The sequence below is a fragment of the Parapedobacter defluvii genome, assembly GCF_014642075.1.
Classification (GTDB): domain Bacteria; phylum Bacteroidota; class Bacteroidia; order Sphingobacteriales; family Sphingobacteriaceae; genus Parapedobacter; species Parapedobacter defluvii.
The window spans coordinates 202535-224076 of sequence record NZ_BMIK01000007.1 but is presented as its reverse complement, the minus strand read 5'-3'; the positions used below and the strand labels follow the sequence as shown (position 1 = coordinate 224076).

General features: G+C 49.8%; 18 protein-coding genes and 1 riboswitch. Of the genes, 6 read left to right on the top strand and 12 right to left on the bottom strand.

The window, feature by feature from the left end; all coding sequences use genetic code 11:
• Positions 1 to 31: 31 nt before the first annotated feature.
• Positions 32 to 128, bottom strand: a riboswitch (TPP riboswitch).
• A 77-nt stretch (positions 129 to 205) separates the two neighbouring features.
• Together IEX60_RS12395 and dnaA are read left to right on the top strand one after the other, a co-directional pair.
• Positions 206 to 589, top strand: a complete 384-nt coding sequence (locus IEX60_RS12395; RefSeq protein ID WP_188751074.1) for a transmembrane 220 family protein — start codon at positions 206 to 208, stop codon at positions 587 to 589.
• A 245-nt stretch (positions 590 to 834) separates the two neighbouring features.
• A complete protein-coding gene (gene dnaA / locus IEX60_RS12390; protein ID WP_188751072.1) occupies positions 835 to 2262 on the top strand; it encodes a chromosomal replication initiator protein DnaA in 1428 nt (475 codons plus the stop codon).
• 63 nt (positions 2263 to 2325) lie between these two features.
• Here dnaA and IEX60_RS12385 read toward each other — a convergent pair whose 3' ends face one another.
• The 5 genes from IEX60_RS12385 to lpxK all read right to left on the bottom strand — a co-directional run bounded on the left by IEX60_RS12385 (position 2326) and on the right by lpxK (position 6182).
• Complete coding sequence (locus IEX60_RS12385; RefSeq protein ID WP_188751069.1) at positions 2326 to 2721, bottom strand: DUF4890 domain-containing protein; 396 nt, start codon at positions 2719 to 2721, stop codon at positions 2326 to 2328.
• Positions 2722 to 2831: 110 nt separating this feature from the next.
• A complete protein-coding gene (locus IEX60_RS12380) occupies positions 2832 to 3371 on the bottom strand; it encodes a 5' nucleotidase, NT5C type (protein ID WP_229717547.1) in 540 nt (179 codons plus the stop codon).
• A 111-nt stretch (positions 3372 to 3482) separates the two neighbouring features.
• Positions 3483 to 4412, bottom strand: a complete 930-nt coding sequence (locus tag IEX60_RS12375) for an NAD-dependent epimerase/dehydratase family protein (protein WP_188751067.1) — start codon at positions 4410 to 4412, stop codon at positions 3483 to 3485.
• A 68-nt stretch (positions 4413 to 4480) separates the two neighbouring features.
• Positions 4481 to 5095 (bottom strand): Crp/Fnr family transcriptional regulator, encoded by a 615-nt coding sequence (locus IEX60_RS12370; RefSeq protein WP_188751064.1) that lies wholly within the window; start codon positions 5093 to 5095, stop codon positions 4481 to 4483.
• A 16-nt stretch (positions 5096 to 5111) separates the two neighbouring features.
• Positions 5112 to 6182 (bottom strand): tetraacyldisaccharide 4'-kinase, encoded by a 1071-nt coding sequence (gene lpxK, locus IEX60_RS12365; RefSeq protein ID WP_188751063.1) that lies wholly within the window; start codon positions 6180 to 6182, stop codon positions 5112 to 5114.
• Positions 6183 to 6238: 56 nt separating this feature from the next.
• Here lpxK and mqnB point away from each other — a divergent pair, with 56 nt between their 5' ends.
• From mqnB to IEX60_RS12345, 4 genes are all read left to right on the top strand, one after another.
• A complete protein-coding gene (gene mqnB, locus IEX60_RS12360) occupies positions 6239 to 6850 on the top strand; it encodes a futalosine hydrolase (RefSeq protein ID WP_188751061.1) in 612 nt (203 codons plus the stop codon).
• A gap of 100 nt (positions 6851 to 6950) precedes the next feature.
• Entirely contained in the window at positions 6951 to 7937 is a 987-nt protein-coding gene (locus IEX60_RS12355; protein ID WP_188751059.1) for a pyruvate dehydrogenase complex E1 component subunit beta, read from the top strand.
• A 171-nt stretch (positions 7938 to 8108) separates the two neighbouring features.
• Positions 8109 to 8543, top strand: a complete 435-nt coding sequence (locus IEX60_RS12350) for a DoxX family protein (RefSeq protein ID WP_188751057.1) — start codon at positions 8109 to 8111, stop codon at positions 8541 to 8543.
• Positions 8544 to 8607: 64 nt separating this feature from the next.
• Entirely contained in the window at positions 8608 to 9774 is a 1167-nt protein-coding gene (locus IEX60_RS12345) for a trans-sulfuration enzyme family protein (RefSeq protein WP_188751055.1), read from the top strand.
• A 2-nt stretch (positions 9775 to 9776) separates the two neighbouring features.
• Here IEX60_RS12345 and IEX60_RS12340 read toward each other — a convergent pair whose 3' ends face one another.
• The 7 genes from IEX60_RS12340 to IEX60_RS12310 are packed head-to-tail and all read right to left on the bottom strand — an operon-like array spanning position 9777 to position 21530.
• Entirely contained in the window at positions 9777 to 10931 is a 1155-nt protein-coding gene (locus IEX60_RS12340; protein ID WP_188751053.1) for a DUF5005 domain-containing protein, read from the bottom strand.
• Positions 10932 to 10947: 16 nt separating this feature from the next.
• Positions 10948 to 12108 carry an MFS transporter gene (locus IEX60_RS12335; protein WP_188751051.1) on the bottom strand — a complete coding sequence of 387 codons (1161 nt, stop codon included), beginning with the start codon at positions 12106 to 12108 and terminating at the stop codon, positions 10948 to 10950.
• A gap of 11 nt (positions 12109 to 12119) precedes the next feature.
• Positions 12120 to 13283, bottom strand: a complete 1164-nt coding sequence (locus tag IEX60_RS12330) for a DUF5005 domain-containing protein (protein ID WP_188751049.1) — start codon at positions 13281 to 13283, stop codon at positions 12120 to 12122.
• On the bottom strand, positions 13270 to 14781 hold the full coding sequence (locus IEX60_RS12325) for a RagB/SusD family nutrient uptake outer membrane protein (protein ID WP_188751047.1): 1512 nt from the start codon (positions 14779 to 14781) through the stop codon (positions 13270 to 13272). Before IEX60_RS12325 ends, IEX60_RS12330 begins: the two co-directional genes overlap by 14 nt.
• A gap of 11 nt (positions 14782 to 14792) precedes the next feature.
• Positions 14793 to 17891 carry a SusC/RagA family TonB-linked outer membrane protein gene (locus IEX60_RS12320; protein ID WP_188751044.1) on the bottom strand — a complete coding sequence of 1033 codons (3099 nt, stop codon included), beginning with the start codon at positions 17889 to 17891 and terminating at the stop codon, positions 14793 to 14795.
• 22 nt (positions 17892 to 17913) lie between these two features.
• Positions 17914 to 20661, bottom strand: a complete 2748-nt coding sequence (locus IEX60_RS12315) for a GH92 family glycosyl hydrolase (RefSeq protein WP_188751042.1) — start codon at positions 20659 to 20661, stop codon at positions 17914 to 17916.
• Positions 20662 to 20675: 14 nt separating this feature from the next.
• Positions 20676 to 21530 (bottom strand): hypothetical protein, encoded by an 855-nt coding sequence (locus IEX60_RS12310; protein ID WP_188751039.1) that lies wholly within the window; start codon positions 21528 to 21530, stop codon positions 20676 to 20678.
• Between the last annotated feature and the right edge of the window lie 12 nt (positions 21531 to 21542).

Below are 21542 nucleotides of genomic sequence, written 5' to 3'. Positions count from 1 at the left end.
CCATAGCCGGAATAGGGCTTATACAACGATTGTTGTATGTGATGTGCTTTTCCTGCGCTGGCATTATCCAGATCAGGTTCGGGGATGTAATCTCAGCCTGATTGGCTCAAGCACTCCCTGCACATCTTGTTTTATTAAACAAAGAACCAAAGAAAAAGTTTTTCAAAGTTTTTGTTTAATTTTGATTGATTTATTCCCCCCAATTATGAAAATTTTTAATTTCTTATTTTGTATCCTATTTTTAATCAGTGCGGCGCTACAGTATAACGATGAAGATCCTTATATCTGGATTCCCATTTATTTATATGGAGCCTGGATATGCTATATGGCCATAAAAAGCCGGTACCTGCCCGGGGCGTATCTGCTAGGTATCCTAGGCTACTTGGGGTTTGCCGCCTATTACCTGATCGCTAAGCACGGTGTGGTTGATTGGTTTCAGCATCATCATGCTGGTGACCTCGTGCAAAGCATGAAAGCGGACAAGCCTTGGATAGAGGAAACACGGGAGGTTGGCGGGTTGCTGATCCTGGTGGCGGTATTGGCTATCAACTGGCTAGTGGTTGGCAGGAAAATCGCGAAAGGCCATTGAAAAATGTAGGGGTTCCCAAGTGAAAAGCCATTGAAAAAAAACGGATGTTGACAATTTTTCGGAATGTTCTGTTACACGAAGTATTTTACAATAAAATACACTTAACTTATTGATTTATAAGTTGATGTTTGATATTTTAATTTTTAATTTTTTAGCTGATTTTTTTTTGCCATCTTCGTTTCACGGAGAAGTTATCAACATTTTTTCGATCATTTATTGTAAATCAACTTATTAAGAAGTAACGAATGGAAAAAACGAGCACGAGTGTATGGAATAGTTGTCTGCAGATCATCAAAGATAATATTCCTGCACAAAGTTATAAGACCTGGTTTGAGCCCGTTAAGGCTGTACGATTGGAAGGCAACGTTTTGACTATTCAAGTACCGAGTTTGTTTTTTTATGAATGGCTTGAAGAACACTATGTGGGATTGCTTCGCAAAACAATAAAGAAACACCTAGGCGAAAATGGGCGGTTAGAATATAACATCGTTGTCGAAAAATCATCTACAAGCAACCCCTATACCACCAACATCCCTTCAAGTGGTAATGGAGCGGAGGCAAAGAAGCAATCGATCCCCATTCCCGTTGCACTGAATAAAGACATCAAGAACCCGTTCGTCATTCCGGGGCTAAAAAAGCTGCAAGTAGATCCCCAATTGAATCAGCATTACACATTCGATAATTTCATTGAGGGAGAATGCAACCGCTTGGCCCGGTCTGCGGGTTTTGCTGTGGCGAGCAAACCGGGAGGCACATCGTTCAATCCATTGATGATTTACGGTGGCGTGGGGCTGGGTAAAACACACTTGGCACAGGCAATAGGTAACGAAATCAAGCGTAACTTACCCGATAAATTGGTAATCTATGTGTCCTGCGAGAAATTCTGTCAGCAATTTGTCGACTCCCTGAAAAACAACACCATCAATGATTTCGTTAATTTTTATCAGGCAATGGATGTTATCATCATGGATGATGTACATAATTTTGCCGGTAAAGAGCGGACACAGGATATTTTCTTTCATATTTTCAATCATTTGCATCAATCGAGCAAACAGATTATTCTTACCTCAGACAAACCACCCAAAGATCTCGCCGGATTGGAAGAACGCCTCTTAAGCCGGTTTAAATGGGGGCTTTCCGCAGATATGCAGGTGCCAGATCTGGAAACCCGCATGGCCATTCTGAAAAAGAAAATGTATACGGATGGAATTGAGTTGCCCGACAATGTGATCGAATATGTAGCCAACCAGATAGATAACAGTGTCCGCGAACTCGAAGGTGCAATGGTCTCCTTGCTAGCCCAGGCTACGTTAAACAAAAAGGAGATCGACCTGAACCTCGCTAAGTCCATGCTGAAAAATTTCATTAAGAATACCCATAAGGAAATTTCGATGGATTACATTCAGAAGTTGGTATGTGACTATTTTGAGGTGCCAGTAGAAATGGTCAAATCGAAGGTAAGGAAACGGGAAATTGTACAAGCCCGGCAGATTTCCATGTACCTGGCCAAAAACCATACAAAGACCTCATTGAAATCCATCGGAGCCTTTTTTGGCGGCCGCGACCATTCTACGGTTATTTATGCTTGCCAGACGGTTGAAGACCTGATTGAAACCGACAAGAAATTCAAAGCATACGTGCAGGATATCCAGAAAAAACTAAAGACCAGTTGAGAAAACAAAAAGGCGGTCCGTTTTTTTCAGTTGACCGCCTTTTGCTTTTTAAGTAAGCCGGGATCATCTGTTCCCGCCGCCTCTGCGACCACCCCCATCTCTCATCCGATTCGCGCGTTCTTCGATTATTTTTTTGTACGCTTTCTGTTGATCGGCGTTCAGTACCGAAAGAATTTTCTGATCGGTCTGTTCCCGCAAATCCCGCATCTTGCTCATCGATTGCTGTCGGTCGCCACCTTGGTTTTCCTGAAAAATTTGCTGCATGTTTTTTCCTTGTTCAAGGGTGTAGGCATAAACCGAATCCTTTTGATCTGCGGATAACCCGAGTTCTTTTTCAAGCCGTTCGCTGGTCCGTTTGGCGTTTTCTTCCGGGGTGCCAAACCCCCTGTTGCTCCGTTGGCCGAATGAACTGCCGGCGATTAATAAAAACACCGCCACGGCCAAAAATTGTTTTTTCATTGCATATTTTTTTGGTAATGAAACTAAACTTGCAAGCATTGTTTACACATTTCCTTTGGTAAACAAACCCACGTATAAGACGGGTGGCGAACGAGGAGGTTTAAGTGTGCCTAAAGTAACAATTCGGCTACTTCTTGCCAGTTGTTTACCCGCTCGTATGCGGTAATAAGTAAATTATGAGGCGAAGAAAAAAGCAGCTTCCGTCCGGAAAAATGGGCTAGGTTCTTTATGCGGTCATCAATCATGATATCAGCCGCAACGATTTTATCTCCTGTAAACGCAATGTTGGTCCAGGGAATAAACGGAAAATGTTGGGCCAGCCAATCCAACTTATCCTCCAATGAATTCCGGAATTCGATCGCAGCCGATACCACATAGATGTTATAGCGGTCCTGTAGTGCTTTTACGGTTTCGATGGCACCAGGCATCGGCGGGATGTCTTTGAAGAACCCCTTTTGGTGGGCATAAATTTTCCATTGACCGTTAAGATGTTCCGGAAGATTTTCATGCAGTTCCTTTCCAGGCGCCTGGCGGATGTCCATTGCGATTCCGTAATCGCGGTTATAAAGGGTCAGAAATTTCTGCAGGGTATCGGCCAAAACCTCATCCATATCGATAACCAAACGGGGCTTTTCGTCACTTATATTCATTAGAAAATAATTATTCTTTATTAGCCTAATGGAACCTGTATTTTCATCGCCTTTTGTGTAGGCGCTGACATGGCAGGTTTCATAGGGACAAAAATAGCCTTTATTCGGAAATCACCGAGGTTCCGATGTAACAATTTCCGACAGGGCCTGTGTGATGGGGGTCGCTGTTAGTCCGAAAGTTTGTTCGATATCGCTGCTATCAAAAAAATAATCGCATTGGTATTGGTAGCTCGTTTCCTCCACCTCACGCATAAAAAGGACCACCAAACCTGCAAGCTTCAGTAGCCACCGCTTCAGGACAAACAACTTTGGTTTGACCTGAAGTTTTTCGGCAAACAGCCTGACCCAATCCGATCCGGTGAGTTTGTCATGGGCCGTAGGTAGGTGCCATACCCGATTGTAGGCTTCATCACGGTTTCCCAATACCGCGATTGCCTTTCCTGCATCGGGCGTGTAGGTGAAGCTGTGTGTTTTGGTGGCGTCACACAGCCATAATGCCTGCCTTCCTTTTTTGAGATTCTTGTAGACCAATTCAAGCAGGATGCTGTTGCGGATATCCGGTCCGTAGAAATCAGCCGATCGGGCAATGAGAGCCTGTAGCTCACCTCGGTTTACAGCCCCCAACAGCATATCGACCACCTGCTTACGTACCCTGCCTTTTTTGCTTGTCGGTTTGATGACCGATCTTTCGGTCATGTGGGGTAATGCCTCCGGTGCATACATGTATACGTTGTCTACAAAAACCAATTTGGTGCCATGTGCCTTGCAGGCATCCAATACATGCTGCATCAAGCGGGGCCATTCCCGCGCCCATAATTTGGCTTTATAAGGTAGTCCCACACATAAGTAGGCCACCGCCGATCCCGCTACCGCACGATGCACCGCATCGGCGTCCAACAGATCGGCGACAAACAGTTCGTCATCGGGGTTTACTTTTTCCGGTTTCCGTCCCACGATACGTACCCGTTTTCCGTGGATTTCTTTCAGGTTTTTGGCCAGCGGAGTACCGATTGCTCCTCCAGCTCCCAATATGGTATGCATAGTCGTCATTTTTGTCAGAACAAAACTGGCAAGAATAATTTGAAAAAAAATTGACGAACGTCAAGAAATCAGTGGGATGCAGGCAACGTGACGATGCGGCTACGAATGCGGCTGAGGCTCTCCGGACTGATTCCGAGAAAGCGGGCAATGTACTTCTGCGGTACCGCTCGGATGATATCGGGGCGTGTGGCCAAAAGTTTTTGGTAGCGCATTTCAGGTTGAAGGCTAAGCAGATCTTTTGTCCGATTGATGTTATGCATCGCGATCGTTTCTATGACGCCCATCACATACTTGTTGAATGCGGGTGACTCTTGCATGAGTGACACCGTCTCTTTGCAGGAAATGCTGAGGCACTCCGCAGCGGTCAATGTTTCGATAGCGTTTCCCGCAGGTAGTTGCTTGGAAAAACTTTCCAAATCGGTAGCTAGTTCGCCCGGCATGAAAAAATTGCATGAATACGGTTGCCCCCGTTCATCCGTATAATACATGTGTAGGATGCCACTCACTACGAAATATACACGATGAGCCGTTTGCCCCGCCTGCAACAACGTGGACTTCCGTTTGAACAGATCCCGTCTAAAATATGTGCCGATTACTTGTGTTTCCTGTTCCGTCAACCGGTGGTGCCTCCGGATTGTTTGGAGCAGTGTATCCACAGATGCCGTAGGGTCTTTCTTTGCCATCTTCAAAGCTAACGATTTAAACCGGATCCGTGCCTAAGGTGATGGCACAATACTGTAAGATCATCCGCTGGAAGATTCGTTCATCGGGTTCGCTAAACTGCGCTTGGATGGGTATGATATAAATCGGTAAATCAGTCAGCTGTGTAGCAAGTGCAGGCGTAAGCAGTCTTTGAGCGTCTTTCTCGGTGGTGACAATGAATTTAGATGGATTACCGATCCCGTGGAACCGACTCGTAATCGTTTGCAGGGTTTCGGGTGTGTACGGATGATGGTCTGGATAACGGAGGTGTATCATCTTCTTTACCCGGTTTTGGAGGTAATCGCATAGCGATGTGGGGTTGGCGATGCCGGTCACAAGCAGTACCGTATGGTCCCTGCTTAGTCTAGCTTCCTTTGGGTGCCTATCCGGTGATAAAGGGACGAGCGGCCCGTAGTGGATGGCAGAAAACAGCACGGGTATCTGCCGGCCTGTGTCAAGAGAACGGCGGATCCGTTCTTTTGCTGCTTCGGTTGCTGTGGGAGGTGTTTTGGTGACGATTACCAGGTCGGCGCGGCGGCGTTCTCCGAAACTGTCGCGGTAGTTGCCTGCCGGTAGGAGCCACTTGGGTTGGTCCATAGACCGGTAGTCAAAAAGCAGGATCGCGAAACCCGGGCGTAATGCCCGGTGTTGATATGCATCATCCAATAGGATGACCTCATGGCCTCCTTGAAACAACCGACGTACGCCGTGGACGCGATTTTCGTCTACCGCTACCGCAACATGCGGGAACTTGCGTTTAAACTGAAGGGGCTCATCGCCACATTGCTCCGCCGTGCTATCCGCGTGCACTTCCAAAAAACCACGGGTCTGACGTCCATACCCTCGGCTTAAGGTGGCTACCCGGTACCGGCCATTCAGTAACCTGACCAAGTACTCTGTCATGGGGCTTTTCCCCGTGCCACCAACAGCGAGGTTGCCAACCACGATGACAGGCTTGTTAAATACCGTGGCTTTCATCCATCCCCAATCGTAAAGTCGGTTGCGAATCCATACAGCCAATCCATACAGCAATGAGAAGGGCAACAGCAGCGCTCGAATGTAAACCATGGTTAGCAAACTTAGCTAAAATGTGTTGATTTTTGTATATTAGTCGTCAAAAGCGGATGAACACATTGCTGATAGCAGCTACCGAAAGCGAAATCGGTCCTTTTCTTAAATTACCGGAACAGCAGGATAGCGAAACGGAGGTATTGGTAACCGGTGTGGGGATGGTGGCCACCGCTTTCGCGTTGGGAAAAAAACTGGCTACCGCCCGGTATGATCTGTTGCTCAATGTCGGCATCGCGGGCAGTTTTGACCGTTCGATTCCACTGGGCGACGTAGTATGTATTTACCAGGATACCTTTGCCGAATTGGGTGCCGAAGACGGGGATGATTTTCTGGACAGTGATCAGTTAGGGCTAGGGCAGCATACCTTTGAAGGGATTTCTCAGGGGTATCAGGCGCTCAACAGCCTGCCAAAATGCCGGAGTATTACCGTTAACAAAGTACACGGCAATGCGGCGGCGATTGCGGAAACCGTGCGGCGGCTGAAGCCACAAATGGAAAGCATGGAAGGGGCCGCCGTGTTCTATGCCGCCCATCAGGCGGGTATACCAGCCATCCAGGTGCGTGCCATTTCAAATTACGTCGAGCGCCGCAACAAAGCCAGTTGGGAAATTCCGCGGGCGATCGAAAATCTCAACAGCTGGTTGCGGGCATTTTTCAACCCATAGCAGCGTTAAAACACAAAAATTTGACATGGACAGGTGGTTAAAATATCAATAATTTATAGTAGGTTTGCGTGCTGGAAAAATAGTGACAGGAACACAACGGATGAGAGAAATACAATTCAGAGAAGCACTTCGCGAAGCCATGAGCGAAGAAATGCGCAAGGATGAGAAGATTTTCTTGATGGGAGAGGAAGTGGCGGAGTACAATGGGGCATACAAAGTCAGCCAAGGCATGTTGGATGAGTTTGGTCCCAAACGGATAATTGACACACCCATTGCCGAGCTTGGGTTTGCGGGCATCGGCATCGGAGCCGCCATGAACGGTTTAAAACCAATCATCGAGTTCATGACGTTCAATTTCTCATTGGTTGCCATTGATCAGGTAATCAATTCCGCTGCCAAAATGTATTCCATGAGTGGAGGACAATTCCCCATTCCGATGGTATTCCGTGGCCCTACCGGCAATGCAGGTCAATTGGCCGCCCAACACTCCCAAAATTTTGAAAACTGGTATGCCAATACGCCCGGGCTCAAGGTAGTGGTCCCCGCGAATCCTTACGATGCGAAGGGATTACTGAAACAAGCCATTCTTGATCCGGATCCGGTCATTTTCATGGAATCAGAAGTGATGTATGGGGATAAAGGAGAGGTTCCGGAAGAGGAATATTACCTTGAATTGGGGAAAGCTCAGACGGTGAAGGAAGGCAAGGATGTTACGGTGGTGACGTTTGGAAAAATGCTGCCCCGGGTGGTACAACCCGCCGTGGAAGAGTTAACCAAAGAAGGAATAGACGTGGATCTCATTAACCTGCGCACCGTGCGACCCATTGACTACGGCGCAATTATCAATTCGGTAAAAAAGACCAATCGGCTGGTCATCGTGGAAGAAGCATGGCCCTTGGCCTCAATTTCTTCAGAGATTGCCTACAAAGTGCAACGCGATGCATTTGATTATTTAGATGCCCCCGTTGTACGGATTACTTCCGCAGACGTTCCATTGCCTTACGCACCTACCCTATTACAAGCCGCATTACCCAGCCTAGAGCGGGTAGTGAAGGCAGTAAAGGAAGTGATGTACATAAAAAAGTAGACGACACAACGTTCGATTTAAAAAAAATAATGAGCCTGTCTTCAAACAAAAAGACGGGCTTTTTTGTTTAATCCCTAGATTATGTAGCGCTTGAAGCATTCATATTTTTCATGAACATCAGTTAACGTTAACATACATAATTGCCAATTTAACCTGAAAGGAGGTTAGCTTATGAATGTCATCGAACGAATCGAACATTGGGGAGACACCCATCATCCCCGGTGGTTGGACGTACTCCGCATCGCATTGGGTATTGTTATATTCCTTAAAGGAGTCACGTTTCTTGCCGATACTGAATCGTTACGACAGCTTATCGAACAAACCCCGGTCCAGATTTATACGTGGGGAATTGTGCATTACATTGCCTTTGCGCATTTGGTAGGAGGGATTTTGATTGCCCTCGGATTACTCACGCGTGTCGCTGTCGGCTTTCAACTGCCTGTACTGATCGGGGCGGTATTTCTTGTTAATATTACGCGTGGGCTTTCATTCCTCAATTCCGAACTGTGGATTTCGCTTGTGGTTCTGGTCCTGTTACTTGTGTTTTTTGTGATCGGATCGGGGCCGTATTCACTGGATCATCAGATGCGGGAAAAGAGGGCATAGCTGGACTTCATCCGATTTGCATATCCCCGCGACTTTGGCTAATTTTGTCCGACGAAAATTGGACATGAACGAACAGACAAAGGCCATCCGGGAGCAGGCCGACCGTACTCCCTACCGGGAACATGCCGTACCGCTTTATTTAACTTCCAGCTTCATTTTTGATAGTGCCGAACAGGGACGGGCCATCTTTGCCGAGGAAGAAACAGGTAACGTATATTCCCGGTATTCCAATCCCAACACAACGGAGTTTATCAACAAAGTCTGCGCCATGGAAGGTGCGGAGGCAGGTTTGGCTTTTTCTTCGGGAATGGCCGCCGTGTTCGCTTCTTTTGCAGCCTTGCTTAAAAGCGGTGATCACATTGTGTCCTGCCGGGCGATATTCGGCTCTACGCATCAGCTGTTTACCAAACTGTTTCCCCGTTGGGGAATTACCTCGACCTATGTGGAGGCTTCCAAGCCGGAAGATTGGGAAAAGGCCATCCAGCCCAATACACGGATGATTTTTCTGGAAACTCCTTCTAATCCGGGATTGGAGTTGGTCGATTTGGAGTGGTTGGGTACATTCAAAGAAAAATACCCCGATATCATTCTAAATGTGGACAACTGTTTTGCCACGCCTTATCTGCAAAAGCCCATTCAATACGGATTTGATTTGGTGAGCCACTCGGCGACCAAATACATGGATGGCCAGGGCCGCGTACTGGGTGGCATTGTGGTCGGAAAACAAGCGCTGATCGATGAGCTGATGTTTTTCATACGGAACACGGGTCCGTCGTTGTCACCGTTCAACGCGTGGGTGCTTTCCAAAAGCTTGGAAACATTGGGGCTGCGGATGGACCGCCATAGCAGCAACGCGCTGCGTGTAGCCGAGGCGCTGGAGGCGCATGCCGAAGTAGAATCCGTACGCTATCCCTATCTGCCTTCCCATCCCCAATACGAATTGGCCAAAAAGCAGATGAAAGCAGGGGGAGGTGTCGTCACCTTTGTCATCAAAGGCGGGTTCGATCGTGCCAAGCGATTCCTCGATGCGTTGGAAATGATCCGTATTACGTCTAATTTGGGGGATTCACGTACCATTGCCACACATCCGGCATCTACCACCCATTCCAAGTTAACGGAGACAGAACGTTTGCAGCTTGGTATACAGCCCGGCAGCATACGGATATCCGTGGGATTGGAAGATGTGGAAGATATCATTGCCGACATTACGCGGGCGTTGGACAACGCTTAAACTCAATACCGTATCCGTAAAAAATAGGGCCGGTAGGTGTCGGCGTTGGTGAATTGGTCTTGAAAGTTATTTGTGTTGATGCAATACGAAATAACCAATTCCCCTTGTTTTGAAAGTTCCGGATGAACCAATGCATTGTACGTAAACGTTTCGGGAAACTGAGTAGGGATGTTGTATAGTATCCGCTTGTTTGTAAATGGACCCGAGGGACTGTCGCCCTCATACAGGAATAAGCGCGTCCCAAAAAGAATTTCCTGGGTAAATAGGTAATAGGTATCACCCACCTTAAAAACACTGAACTGATCGGATGCATCCAGGTCGGGCATTGTGTAGTCGCTGGGTGAAGACTGCCACCCTGTACCGTTCCAGAATTCCCAGTCGGCTGTTAAATCCCCTTGGGGTGCACGGGCAATGCTGACCCGCTTTGATAGATACCCCGATACCGTTCCGTAAATGTAGGTATAGTCGCCATCTTCCAACAGACAGGAGCCGAAAGTAGCCTCCCCCTTGTATTTGTCGGCGATGATCGTGTCCAGCGACAGCTCCGGTAAGGAAAAAATTGCTAGGTCTGACCCCACTGTTTTGAAACCCCACATTCCGCCCTCCTCCGTCTTAGTCACATGGCTGATCAGGAAATGCAGCTTATTGTCGTGGACGGTCGCATCATACGGCCAGTACCAATGGTCGGGATCCTGTTTGTGCAGCAAAAGTGTCTTTGCTGATTGCGGTCCATGGTCATTTAATGCCGAAAAACAATCGAAACATTCCCCATGCTGTACCATGGCTGCATTCCGTACAAAAAAGGAAGTAGTGGCGTCGCGGCTTCGGTTTGCGCTTACTTTCCCAAACCAGGAATCACCGAACGACCAGAAAATATCGCCGTTTGGAAGCAAGGTGGAATATGCAGCATCCGCCCCTGTAAACCCTTCAAAACGGGTAAAGTAATGGTCATAGGTATCATCCCGGTACACAATGACGGAGCTGTCCCACGATCCGTCGTTCTCCTGCCGGGTCAGTCCCGACTCATCAAACTGACCGGATGGATCCGAAGGATCCCCCTCATCCGCAGGCTTTGTGGATTTATCACTGCAGGATGCTGTAAAGAGTAGGAAGCCTAGCAACCCGGCCATCAAAAGGATATGTTTTTTCTTCTTCATCACAGTATAGGTAATGTCAAGTTGTGGTGCGGGGTTTCAATAGGAATGCACAGGCCAACAGGTAAACGGAACAACACATAATGACGGCAACGGCTCCTAGCTGACTGCCCCAGTGGTCCGTTATGACGCCCATTACCAGTGGGATGAGCGCACCTCCCGCCACACCGGTCACCATCAATCCCGATATTTCATTGGCTTTGTCAGGAAGGGTGCCCAATGCCATCGAGAACAAGATCGGGAAAACATTGGCTCCGGCAAAACCGACGATGCCTACCAACAGGAAGATCGTCATTTTGTCCGATGCAGAGAACAAGAGTGCCAACGCTGAAACAGCTACTAACGTGCTGATTTTAAGTAAACCCGATGCAGAATAGCGGGCCAGCAAAAAGGCGCCGATAAACGTGCCTATCGTACGGCAGGCAAAATAAACACTCACGCCATAGCCGGCTTCTTGCAGTGGGAGCTGGCATCGTTCCATTAACAATTTAGGAGTGGTAATGTTTATTCCGACATCCAGCCCTACGATAAACAGGATGCCCAGAAAAAGCAATAAAACTGTTTTATTGGATAATAGACCCCATACTTCCGGAAAAGTGGAGGGTTGCTGATTCTGTTGTTCCCTGGGAATCGGTGACACCTGCAGCCAAATGGATGAGATCAGCGTAATACCCGCAAAAAGGGGAAACATGGTTTGCCAGCTGCCAAAGTAGGAGGCTGCAAATGCCGCGATAAACGGCCCTGAAAACGATGAAATGGCTTTGATGAACTGGCCGGTGGTCAATGCGCCGGTCAGTTGTTTGCCCGACACCACGTTGGCCAGTAACGGATTCTGGGCTACTTGGAGCATGGTATTGGCAATGCCCAGCAAGCCAAAGGCTAGCAAACAGGAGGCGTACGAATAGTATACAAAAGGGATCATCATGGCAACGAGTGTGATGCCATTGCTGATCTGTACGGTTGTCTTGCGTCCGACCCTGTTCATCAACATACCCGTGGGGATGGAAAAGATGAAGAACCAGATGAATACAGCGAAAGGCAGGAAATTTGCCATCGTATCGCTGAGGTTGAAATCACGTTGGACATAACTGGAGGAAATCCCCACCACATCGACAAATCCGGTGATAAAGAAGCCGAAAACGATCGGCAGGAGTGCGAAGACTGTTTTTGCTCTGTTCATGTTCGTTCTGTTCAGTCGCCTAAGATCGCTTTGATCGGTACCCAAAAGAATCTCGGCTTATAATACGAAGCATGATTAAATAAATCTGCTTCTTCATAGCAATTCACATTATAGCACATCAATATACGATCCTCTTTCTGAAATTGCGGATGGACCATCGTGTTATATGCAAACATTTTTTTCTCGGCCAACGGTTCGGACACCTTGAAAATTTTCTTCTCTTGGCTGAAAGGCCCCGCAGGATGGTCCGAAAGGGCGACAAATACCTCATTTTCCTGGCTGCGTGTTTGGGTTACCAATACGTACCGCCCCTTTAACTTAAACACGTTGAACTGTTCCGATACGTTGGTCTGTATTCCCTGCAGTGGGGTGGAGGCAGCTGGGTTGTCTGCCCAGTTCCCATCCGAATAATACTGCCAATCCTGCAATACACCGTCTGTCAGGGTTGCCCTGGCTACATGTACCCGGGCAAAACCCGTCGAATCCGTCAACGTGCCATAGTTGTAAACATACGTCCCATCGTCCACCACAGCATGCCCATAGTGGACACCCTTGACGTTGGCAGCCGGAAAATTATGTTTTTCAAGGGGTTCCAGTGTTTCTGCATCCAGGATGAAGTAATCACAGCCCACGTATCCGAAATCGAAAATCTGATTGCCCGTGCGACGGAATTCAGACATAAATAAGTGCAGTCGTTTATCGCGGACAAATCCATTTCCCGGCCAATACCAATTTCCGGTACCTTTCGTCGTATCCGGAACCAGCCACGATTCCGGATGTGTGGCTGTCCCCCGGAAATACGACAGCACCGTGTCGTGCGACAGTACGGTAAAGATGTTTCCGATCACCAGTTTGGAGGTCTCCCGGGGTCGTTTCCCGTCAATCACTTCTCCAAGGAAGCTATCGCCCCACATAAAGAGGCTTCTGCCATCCTGTAGGTCGATGGATATGGATCCATCGCCACCCGTTACCCCGCTACCTCGTTCGGGCATCAGCCTGTCGGTAAACTGCGGAAATAGTTCGACCGCATTGGGTTCCTGTTTCCGCTGTGCCAACGTATCCGCACGTTTGTCCTGCACATGGATCTCAACGCCGTTGCAGGTAGTTGCATAGACGGGTACGGCCAATAGGCAGTACGCCACGCCCCAGGTCCCAACGTATTTAATAACCTTCATTTTGGGTCAGCTTTCCGTTGGTGATATCCCGTTCCCGCTGTGGGATCGGAAAGAGCAGATTGGCTGCCTTCGGTTGCGCGTTGGGTTTAGCAGCTTTCACCAGCGTGCTCAGCTCTTCCAGGGTGCACATCCGCACGAGGTCGTGCCAGCGGTGACCTTCTCCGGCAAACTCCAGTCTTCGCTCCGCCAGTACCGCTTTCTTGAAATCCGCATAATTTCCGGCAGGTGTATCTCCCAGCCCGGCCCGGTGACGGATGGCGTTGAGGGCAGCCTTTGCCTCCCCGTTAGGGCCGTTGTTAAGCTCGTTGAGTGCTTCCGCTTTGATGAGGTACATTTCTGCGGTGCGTAGATACGGGTAGGTTGCGTCCGATTCGTTGCCGTTCGGCTCTGCCACGCGGTCCCAGTATTTGCAGAAGTACGGGTCACTGAAATTTTCCGTCGTGTTGTCGCTGTAGGTGAAACTTTTGAATAAAGTAACGTCCCGCCGCGCATCCATGGGGTCGAAAGCGGAATACAGTGCTGCTGTAGCAGCATCGTATCCCTGCCCGTTGGCCGGTCCACCTTTGCCAGTGTCCATCTGTGGCAGCAGGCGTACCAGAAACTGGTTGCCTTTCCATCCCTGGCTCAATGTGGCGTTGAAGTTGACCTCCCAGATGTGTTCGCCCTTGAAGCGGTTGCTGAGTTTGAAGATATCGGCATAGCCGGTGGGCCCACTGAACAACGGGAACTCGGGGATGACCAGGTCGGCTTTTTCAACCGCCTGCGTCAGGTAAGTGGTGTTGCTCTGCTTCACCCCCAGTGTCAGGTAAACACGTGCGAGCAATGCGGACGCAGAGCGTGCATAGGGCCTGCCGAAACCCAATCGGTCGGCATAGGTCAGGTTTGCTTCGGCGAAAGCCAGGTCTTCCAAAACGACAGGGTAAATCTGATCGGTTGGCGTACGTTCGATGTTGGCGGCGCTGACGTTCTCCACGGGCGCGGTATGCAAGGGTACATCACCGAAAAAGCGTGTAAGCTCGAAGTAGCATAACGCCCTGAAAAAGCGGGCCTCGGCAACCAGTTGATTCTTCAATACCTCATCCATCGGGATGTCAGGTACTTTTTGGATGACCGTATTGCAGGCATTGATCGTCTGATAGAAATCGCGCCATAGAATCCGTATCCGGCTGTTGAATGCGTCTATCTGGAAATTGGATGTAGAAACGAAGTCAACAGACGATTGCTTGCTCGTCATATTGTCAGACATCAGTTCCGGCAGCTCCCAAAAATCATTGAAGAACAATCCGCCGAAATTCTCATCCCACAATCCCCCCGGTGCATAACCGGAAATCAGGTAGTCGTATATGGCATCGGTTGCTGCAATGGCATCTTCCCGGGTCTTGTAGTAGTTTTCGGAGGTGACGGTCGATTTCGGCACTTCGTCTAAAAAATCTCCACAGGCCGTGCACAGGCAGGCTGAAAGCAAGGCAATCCGAAGTTGAGTGGTTAATGCGTTCATATCTTCTCTAATTAAAAATTAGCCTTCAAACTAATGGTGTATAATTTAGGCATCGGATAGGTACCGTAATCAGCACCCATACTCAAGTTATCGGCACCAAAGCGGCTCACTTCCGGGTCAAACCCCGAGTAGTTGGTAAACGTATATATATTTTTGGCGCCCACGGCGATCTGCAGGGCAGAGCTCCGGATGTTGCGTAACCAGGTATTCGGCAGGTCGTATGCAAGCGTCACGTCTTTCACCCGCAGGTATGATCCGTCCTCTAGCTGATGGTCTGACATCACGGCCGCCATCGGCGTAGCATTCGCCCGCGGATACCGGTTACTGGGATTGTCGGGTGTCCAGCGCTCCAACGCCGTTGTCGTATTGTTACGGGTACCGTCAAAGCTCTCCAGCGCAAATTTGTTGAAGTTAGCGATCTCATTGCCGTATACGCCCTGCAAGAACAATGAAAGGTGTATGTTTCCTGCCCGTTCACCTAGATTGAAACTGAAGGTGTTGTTCCAGCCGTAGGTAAAATCGGGATTCGCATTGCCGAGTACAAACAGGTCGGCTTCATTCAATCCGCCATCCCCGTTTTTATCTACGTATTTGCGGTCTCCGTACAGGATGCTCCGTCCCGGAAAATAGGGGATCTCGCCAAGGTTTTCATTCAGTTGGGCAATGCCATCGGTTTTATAGCCGTACATTGTGCCGATGGGTGTACCCTCTTTTACCCGGGTCCAGTTGGAGATGCCCATGATGGAGGCACCGATCAGCCCCTCTTCCGTACCCACCAGGTTGGTCACCTTGTTGCGGTTAAACCCGAAGGTTAGGTTTGCGTCCCACTTAAACCGGTTCCCGTCAACAGGTACGGCATTCAGTGCCACCTCAAACCCTCGGTTTTCCATATCGCCCACGTTCTGCATCGCCAGGTCGTATCCGGTATGGAATGCAACGGGTACATTGAGCAACAGGTCGCTGGTTTTCTTGATGTAGAAATCAGCGGTAAGGGAATACCGGTTGTTGAACAGTCCTACGTCCAGTCCCACGTCAAACTGGGCCGTTGTTTCCCATTTCAGTTCCTTGTTGTTCAGGGTATAGGGGGCCTGTCCTTTGATAATTTCGCTATCGCCGATATAGGCTTCCATGTTCAGCAACAGGCCCTGCGAGCTGTAGGGCGGAATTCCTTCGTTGCCGACCACCCCGTAGCCTACGCGGATTTTCAGGTCGCTCAGGCTTTCCCAGTCCTGCAGAAACTGTTCTTCCGATGCACGCCATGCAACCGCTGCCGAGGGGAAGAAACCGTACCGGTTGTTGGCGCCGAACTTGGAAGAGCCGTCCACCCGTCCGGTCAGCGTAACCAGGTACCGGTTGGCATAAGAGTAGTTGGCACGGGCGAGGTAAGACAACATCTGCCAGCCGGAATAACCCGAATTGGTGATCTGCCTGCGGGCACCCGCCTGAATGGCGTAATATCCCAGACGGCCATCGTTGAATTCCGAATTGGCTACCGCCAGGTTCTGACCTTCAAATGCCTGTACCGTCATACCCGCCACGGCATTCAGCTGATGCTGGGTGCCGAACCTCCGGTTATAATTCAACGTGTTCTCCCACAACCAGGTATAACCATCCACCGTACCTACACTGGCACTGCCACCGTTGCTTTCGCCCCGCTTGATGTCCTTGGAAGAAAAGCTCTGTTCCTTGACCTGATAATAGTCAATCCCGACGCTCGACTTGAAGTTCAGCCCCTCTGCCAGGGTCAGGTCTGCGTAGAAGTTGCCCAGGGCCCGTGCGGTTTTGTTCAATTGCTTAAATTCGTTCGCATCCTGTACCGGGTTTCCCACTGCAGGGTTGGAGGTGTTGTTTTCGTAGACATACGAACCATCTGCCTGGCGCACAGGCAAAGCTGGATTCATTTCCAGCGCCCACGAGGTAATGCTGGATGCAAATGCACCCTCGGAGTTGGTTACGACACCGTTCGATGAACTGTGCGACACATTTAACGAAGTACCGACTTTCAGCCGCGAGCCGATCCGTTGATCGAGATTAAGCCGGACGTTCGCTTTGTTGAAGTCCGACCCGATGATGATCCCGTCCTGACCCATGTAATTGGCCGATAAAAAATAAGCTGCGGCGTCATTTCCACCCGAAAAACTCAATTCGTAATTTTGGATGGGCGCTATCCGGAAGATCTCGCTCTGCCAGTCCGTGCTCCGTTTCCGGAGGTTGTTCAGGTCCGCAAAAATCAGTTTCCGGTCAATGTTTGCATTATCGGCCGCTTCGTTGCCCAGCATGGCCAGCTGCTCTGCGTTGAGCATATTCATCGTATTGGCCACCTGCTGCAAACCGTAATAAGCATTGAATGAGGTCTTGACACGTCCGCTTGATCCGCGTTTGGTAGTAATCAGGATCACGCCGTTTGCACCCCTTGCGCCATAGATGGCGGTGGCGGAGGCGTCTTTGAGGATCTCGATGGACTCGACGTCGCCGGGATTGATGCTTGTCAACGAATTGAGTGCCGGACTGTGGAACATGCCCGTACTCGTGGAACCTTCGCCGATTACCGGGATACCGTCTATCACATACAGCGGTTCATTTGTACCCATAATGGAGCTGGTCCCCCGTATGCGGATGGAGGTTGCCGCGCCGGGCTGGCCCGATGTATTGGTTACTACCATTCCGGCCGCCCGTCCTTGAAGGCCCTGATCGAGTGAAGTGACCGAAGTTTTCACTAGATCCGCTGCTTTTACACTCGAAATAGCGGAAGTAAGGTCGCCTTTCCGCACCTGCCCGTATCCCACCACAACCATTTCTTCCAGCAGATTCACCTGCGGACTTAGGACGACGTCTACCGTCCGGCTTTCGCCGAGTAGGATTTCCTGCCCTTCGTAGCCGACGTACGAGAACACCAGGTAATCGCCGCGTTTCGCCTGTATCGTAAATGAACCGTTACCATCGGTTACCGTGCCCGTTGATGTTTCCTTGATCGCGATGCTCACCCCGGAAAGTGGCGCACCATCGGTGTCTTTAACATTCCCTTGGTAAGATTGCTGCTGCGCCTGGACCCGTGGTCCGGCGAGCACGAAAAGCAGGGAACCGAATAATACCCATAATCTATGTTTCATGTCAGAATAATTGGTTAATCACTTATTGTTTTTGAATACCCCAGTTTTTGTTGGGAGTGGGACCCAGCCACATCTCCAGTTCGCCTCCCTGGGCGAAATCGGAATGACTCAATTGAAAATGACTGAAATCCGTCCCATTCAATGCCGTCCGCTGGATATAGCAGTTATCTTTCGAATTGTTGTTTACCTTGATTTTGAATGCGGTCCCTTGGTAATAGTCCGGATGGAGCTTGATGGTGACCTCATCGAAAATCGGGCTTGTGAGGTCATACCGGGGGTTAATGCCGCTGTTCCCCTGGATGTTGAACAGCCCGATGGCCATCAGGGCACTTACGCCACCCATCTGTCCCTGGTCTTCGTCATGCCCCCCATATCCTTTATCCGGGGTGATGGCGCCATAGGCCTGTTCCTTCACCCGCCTCACCCAGTATTGGGTCAGCCACGGTTGGTCGGCATGGCTGAATACGTGCGCATTGGAACAGCCCGGTTGGTTGGCATAACTTACATACCCGTTGCTGTAGCCGAAAACAAAATCGTCTTTGGCGGATTGCTCGAAGGCATGATTCAGCTTTTTGCAGAATGCATCGTTTCCACCCATCAGTTGTGCCAGCTCCGGGACCGCGTGCGACAGACCCCATGTAGCCTGCCAAGCATTGGCTTCGATCCAGCCCTGGCCGCTCAACGGGTCGTCATGCAGCCACCGGCCGTCCGCATCCTTAGGGAAAATTAGCTGCTGATCCGGCCGGAATAGCTTTTTCCATCCCATGGATCGTTTGGCGTAGTAAACAGCGTCTTTTCCTTTTCCCATTTTCTCGGCCATTTGACTCAATGCCCAGTCCTGAAAAGCCGCCTCTATGGTAATACCTGCATTTCCGGGATAATAGCCGTTTTTAATGTAAAACGCTATTTCTTCTTTGGGACCCAGCATTCCTCCCGGCTTGTGGTTTTCCACCATCGCAAGGTAGGCATCTGCGGGGTCCATCTTGGTCAGCATGCCCTTTTGATAGGCACTGGTAATTAAATTGGTTGCCGGGCAACTTGTCATGATAAAGGAATACCCGCCCACATTGGGTCCGCGGGGCAATAGCCCCCCATTTTTGGCGTATTGTACCAGGCTTGCCGCGAAATCATCGAGTACTTCTGGCCATGCCAGGCCCCATAATACGTTGAGATTCCACTGTGTCAGCCAGAAGGCGTCCGAATTGTACATGTGGAAGCGTACGCTGCCGTCGGGATTCTTGGGAAGTGTCCGTACAATCAACCGGGCATTTTTGGTAAACCGCCCTTCACGGTCACCCTGCGTATAGTCCGGATAATCGCCAGACACATCGTCGATTTTGTGTCTTCCCATCAACACATGCCATAGATCGGTATAGAACTTCACCCGCTGTGCCTCGGTTCCCCCTTTCACGTCGATCCGGCCCAGGTATTCATTCCATACTGCCCTCGATTGAGCTCGTACCGCGTCGAAGTCCCAGTGATCGCATTCCGCATTCAGGTTGTTCCGCGCGTTTTCCACGCTGGTATAGGAAATGGCAAATTTCACCTGGATTTGTTCGCCTGCTGCTACGGCATAGCGTGCCGATACCCCAGCGGTGGGAGCGTCGACGTAAGACTCACCCGCATTCTTCGGATGTACCTCGCTGCTACCTTTCAGGCGGGTCACCTGGCTGTAGGTTTCACTGCCGTTCCACCCATCAAGTGTGTGAAAGGGTTTGTCAAACTTCATCACGAAGAATATTTTTACCTTGTCCGGGCCACCCCAGAAACGCCCCGTGGATATCACCGATCCTTCCAGTTCGGTATCGCTTACCCTGCGTACATCGGCATCTGTCATCGTCGTTTCGCCGAGGTACCCGCCAAGGTTGAGCAGAATATCGGACGCGGTATTTTTGGTATAGCGCAATCGGTAAAAACTCACCCGCTCAGTGGCGGTCTGCTCTACCCAGATGCCGTAGTCTTCCAGAAACAGGCGGTGGTAGGCGGGCTGTACGATTTCACCGTCGTGGCTGAACTTCGATTTCCAATACTGCTCCCCTTTCCTTGGGTCTACCGTACCGGTAGTCGGCATCAGGGTAATGCCCGAAAGCATCCAGCCATGCACCTGCGGAAAGCCGAGCACTTCCAGCGAATTGTAATTATAACCACCGCCGTACTGGTTTTTGTTACGTGTCAGCGGGGCCGCACCGATCATGCCAAACGGTTGGTTGCCGGTCACAAAAAAGAAGTAACGGCCACGGGCCGATTCGATATACGGATCCACCTTCGATACAAAATCAACAGTATTGCCGGCTGTGGGATATACTTCCATTTCCGACAGGCCCAGCTGTAAGCCATCACCGTCTGTTACCTCAAACCGGACCCATACCACCTCTTTCTCGGGGAAATCTATCGTTTTTGCCCGACCGTCGTTGGGAATAGCACTTACCGCTAAGCTGCTTCCATCGCTGAAATACAGGGTACCACCTGCGGTATGGCTATCCCGGGTCGCCCGGTCATACAGCACGATGCGGTTGATCCGTTGTGGCTGGTTCCAATCCAGTTGAACCCAGGGATAATCAATCGCACCCCAGGAAGTCAAGGTACTCTGCGATGACCATTCTCCTTTATTTTCGATCCCGATAAGCCCGTCTATCAGTCCCCGCTCCAAAGCCTTTGGGCTGTTAACCGAAGAAGCGGTTACTTTTGCAGACGGCGCGATGTTGTCGGGGCCTGCCATCAGCTGGCCGGCTATCACCAAACACAATGTCGTAATTACATACCTCTTCATAAACGTTATGTTGCTTAATAGGCACCCGGTGTACAATTGCCCCATGAGTAGTCTGCCGGATTGGCACCTCTATACGGTGTGAAATCGCTCGATTTTGCGATACCGATGTATTTTTCAATCACCGGTGTCTCTGCCGATAATCCAAGCCACGACAGGTCCATCGTGGTTTCCAACCACAGATCCTCGCCCTCCAGCTTGGTTACTTTGTATCCTTCCAAGGTGGGAGTTGCTGCCAGGAACCCGAATTTGATCAGATAAATGGAATCCACCTGCGATTCGTTGCCGATGATCTTCCAGGCACAGTACTGATTGAGATCCTCAAAATTGGTGGGGCCGCTGGCACCCCAATCGTATTGCCAGGAATAATCGGCATTGAGGCGGTACACATTGTCCCGCATGGCGTCTGTGAGCGTGTTGTCTCCCCCGGTAATCTGCTGGGCGAGCCGCCAGTCATAGCGTGTGAGCAGCGGTACACCCGAAAGGCGTACGGAAACAGCAAGGTCCGAAGCGTCTATCAGTGCCCCTGAACCATTAAAACCGCTGAACGTGTAAACCAGGGTTCCCTCCTCGTCTCCCGCTAGGATCATTTGCGAGAATGGATACGAATCATTTCCTGCAGTTAGGGGGATTTCCACCGAAAAATCCGGCGCGGGGACGCCATTGATTGATTTGGTGACCACTAATTTTTGAACATCACTTCCTTTCAACGTCACATTTGCGGTGATGACGTCTCCGATTTTCCCGGATGTCGTTGTCTTGTCCAATGCTACTTTTGACTCAATAGCGATGCTGCTGTCTTCTTCGCAGGCTAGGAGGGTGGCTAGGCCCAACCCAACGAGCGAAAGGAGTCTAACGATACTGTTTATCATAATTCATCTGGT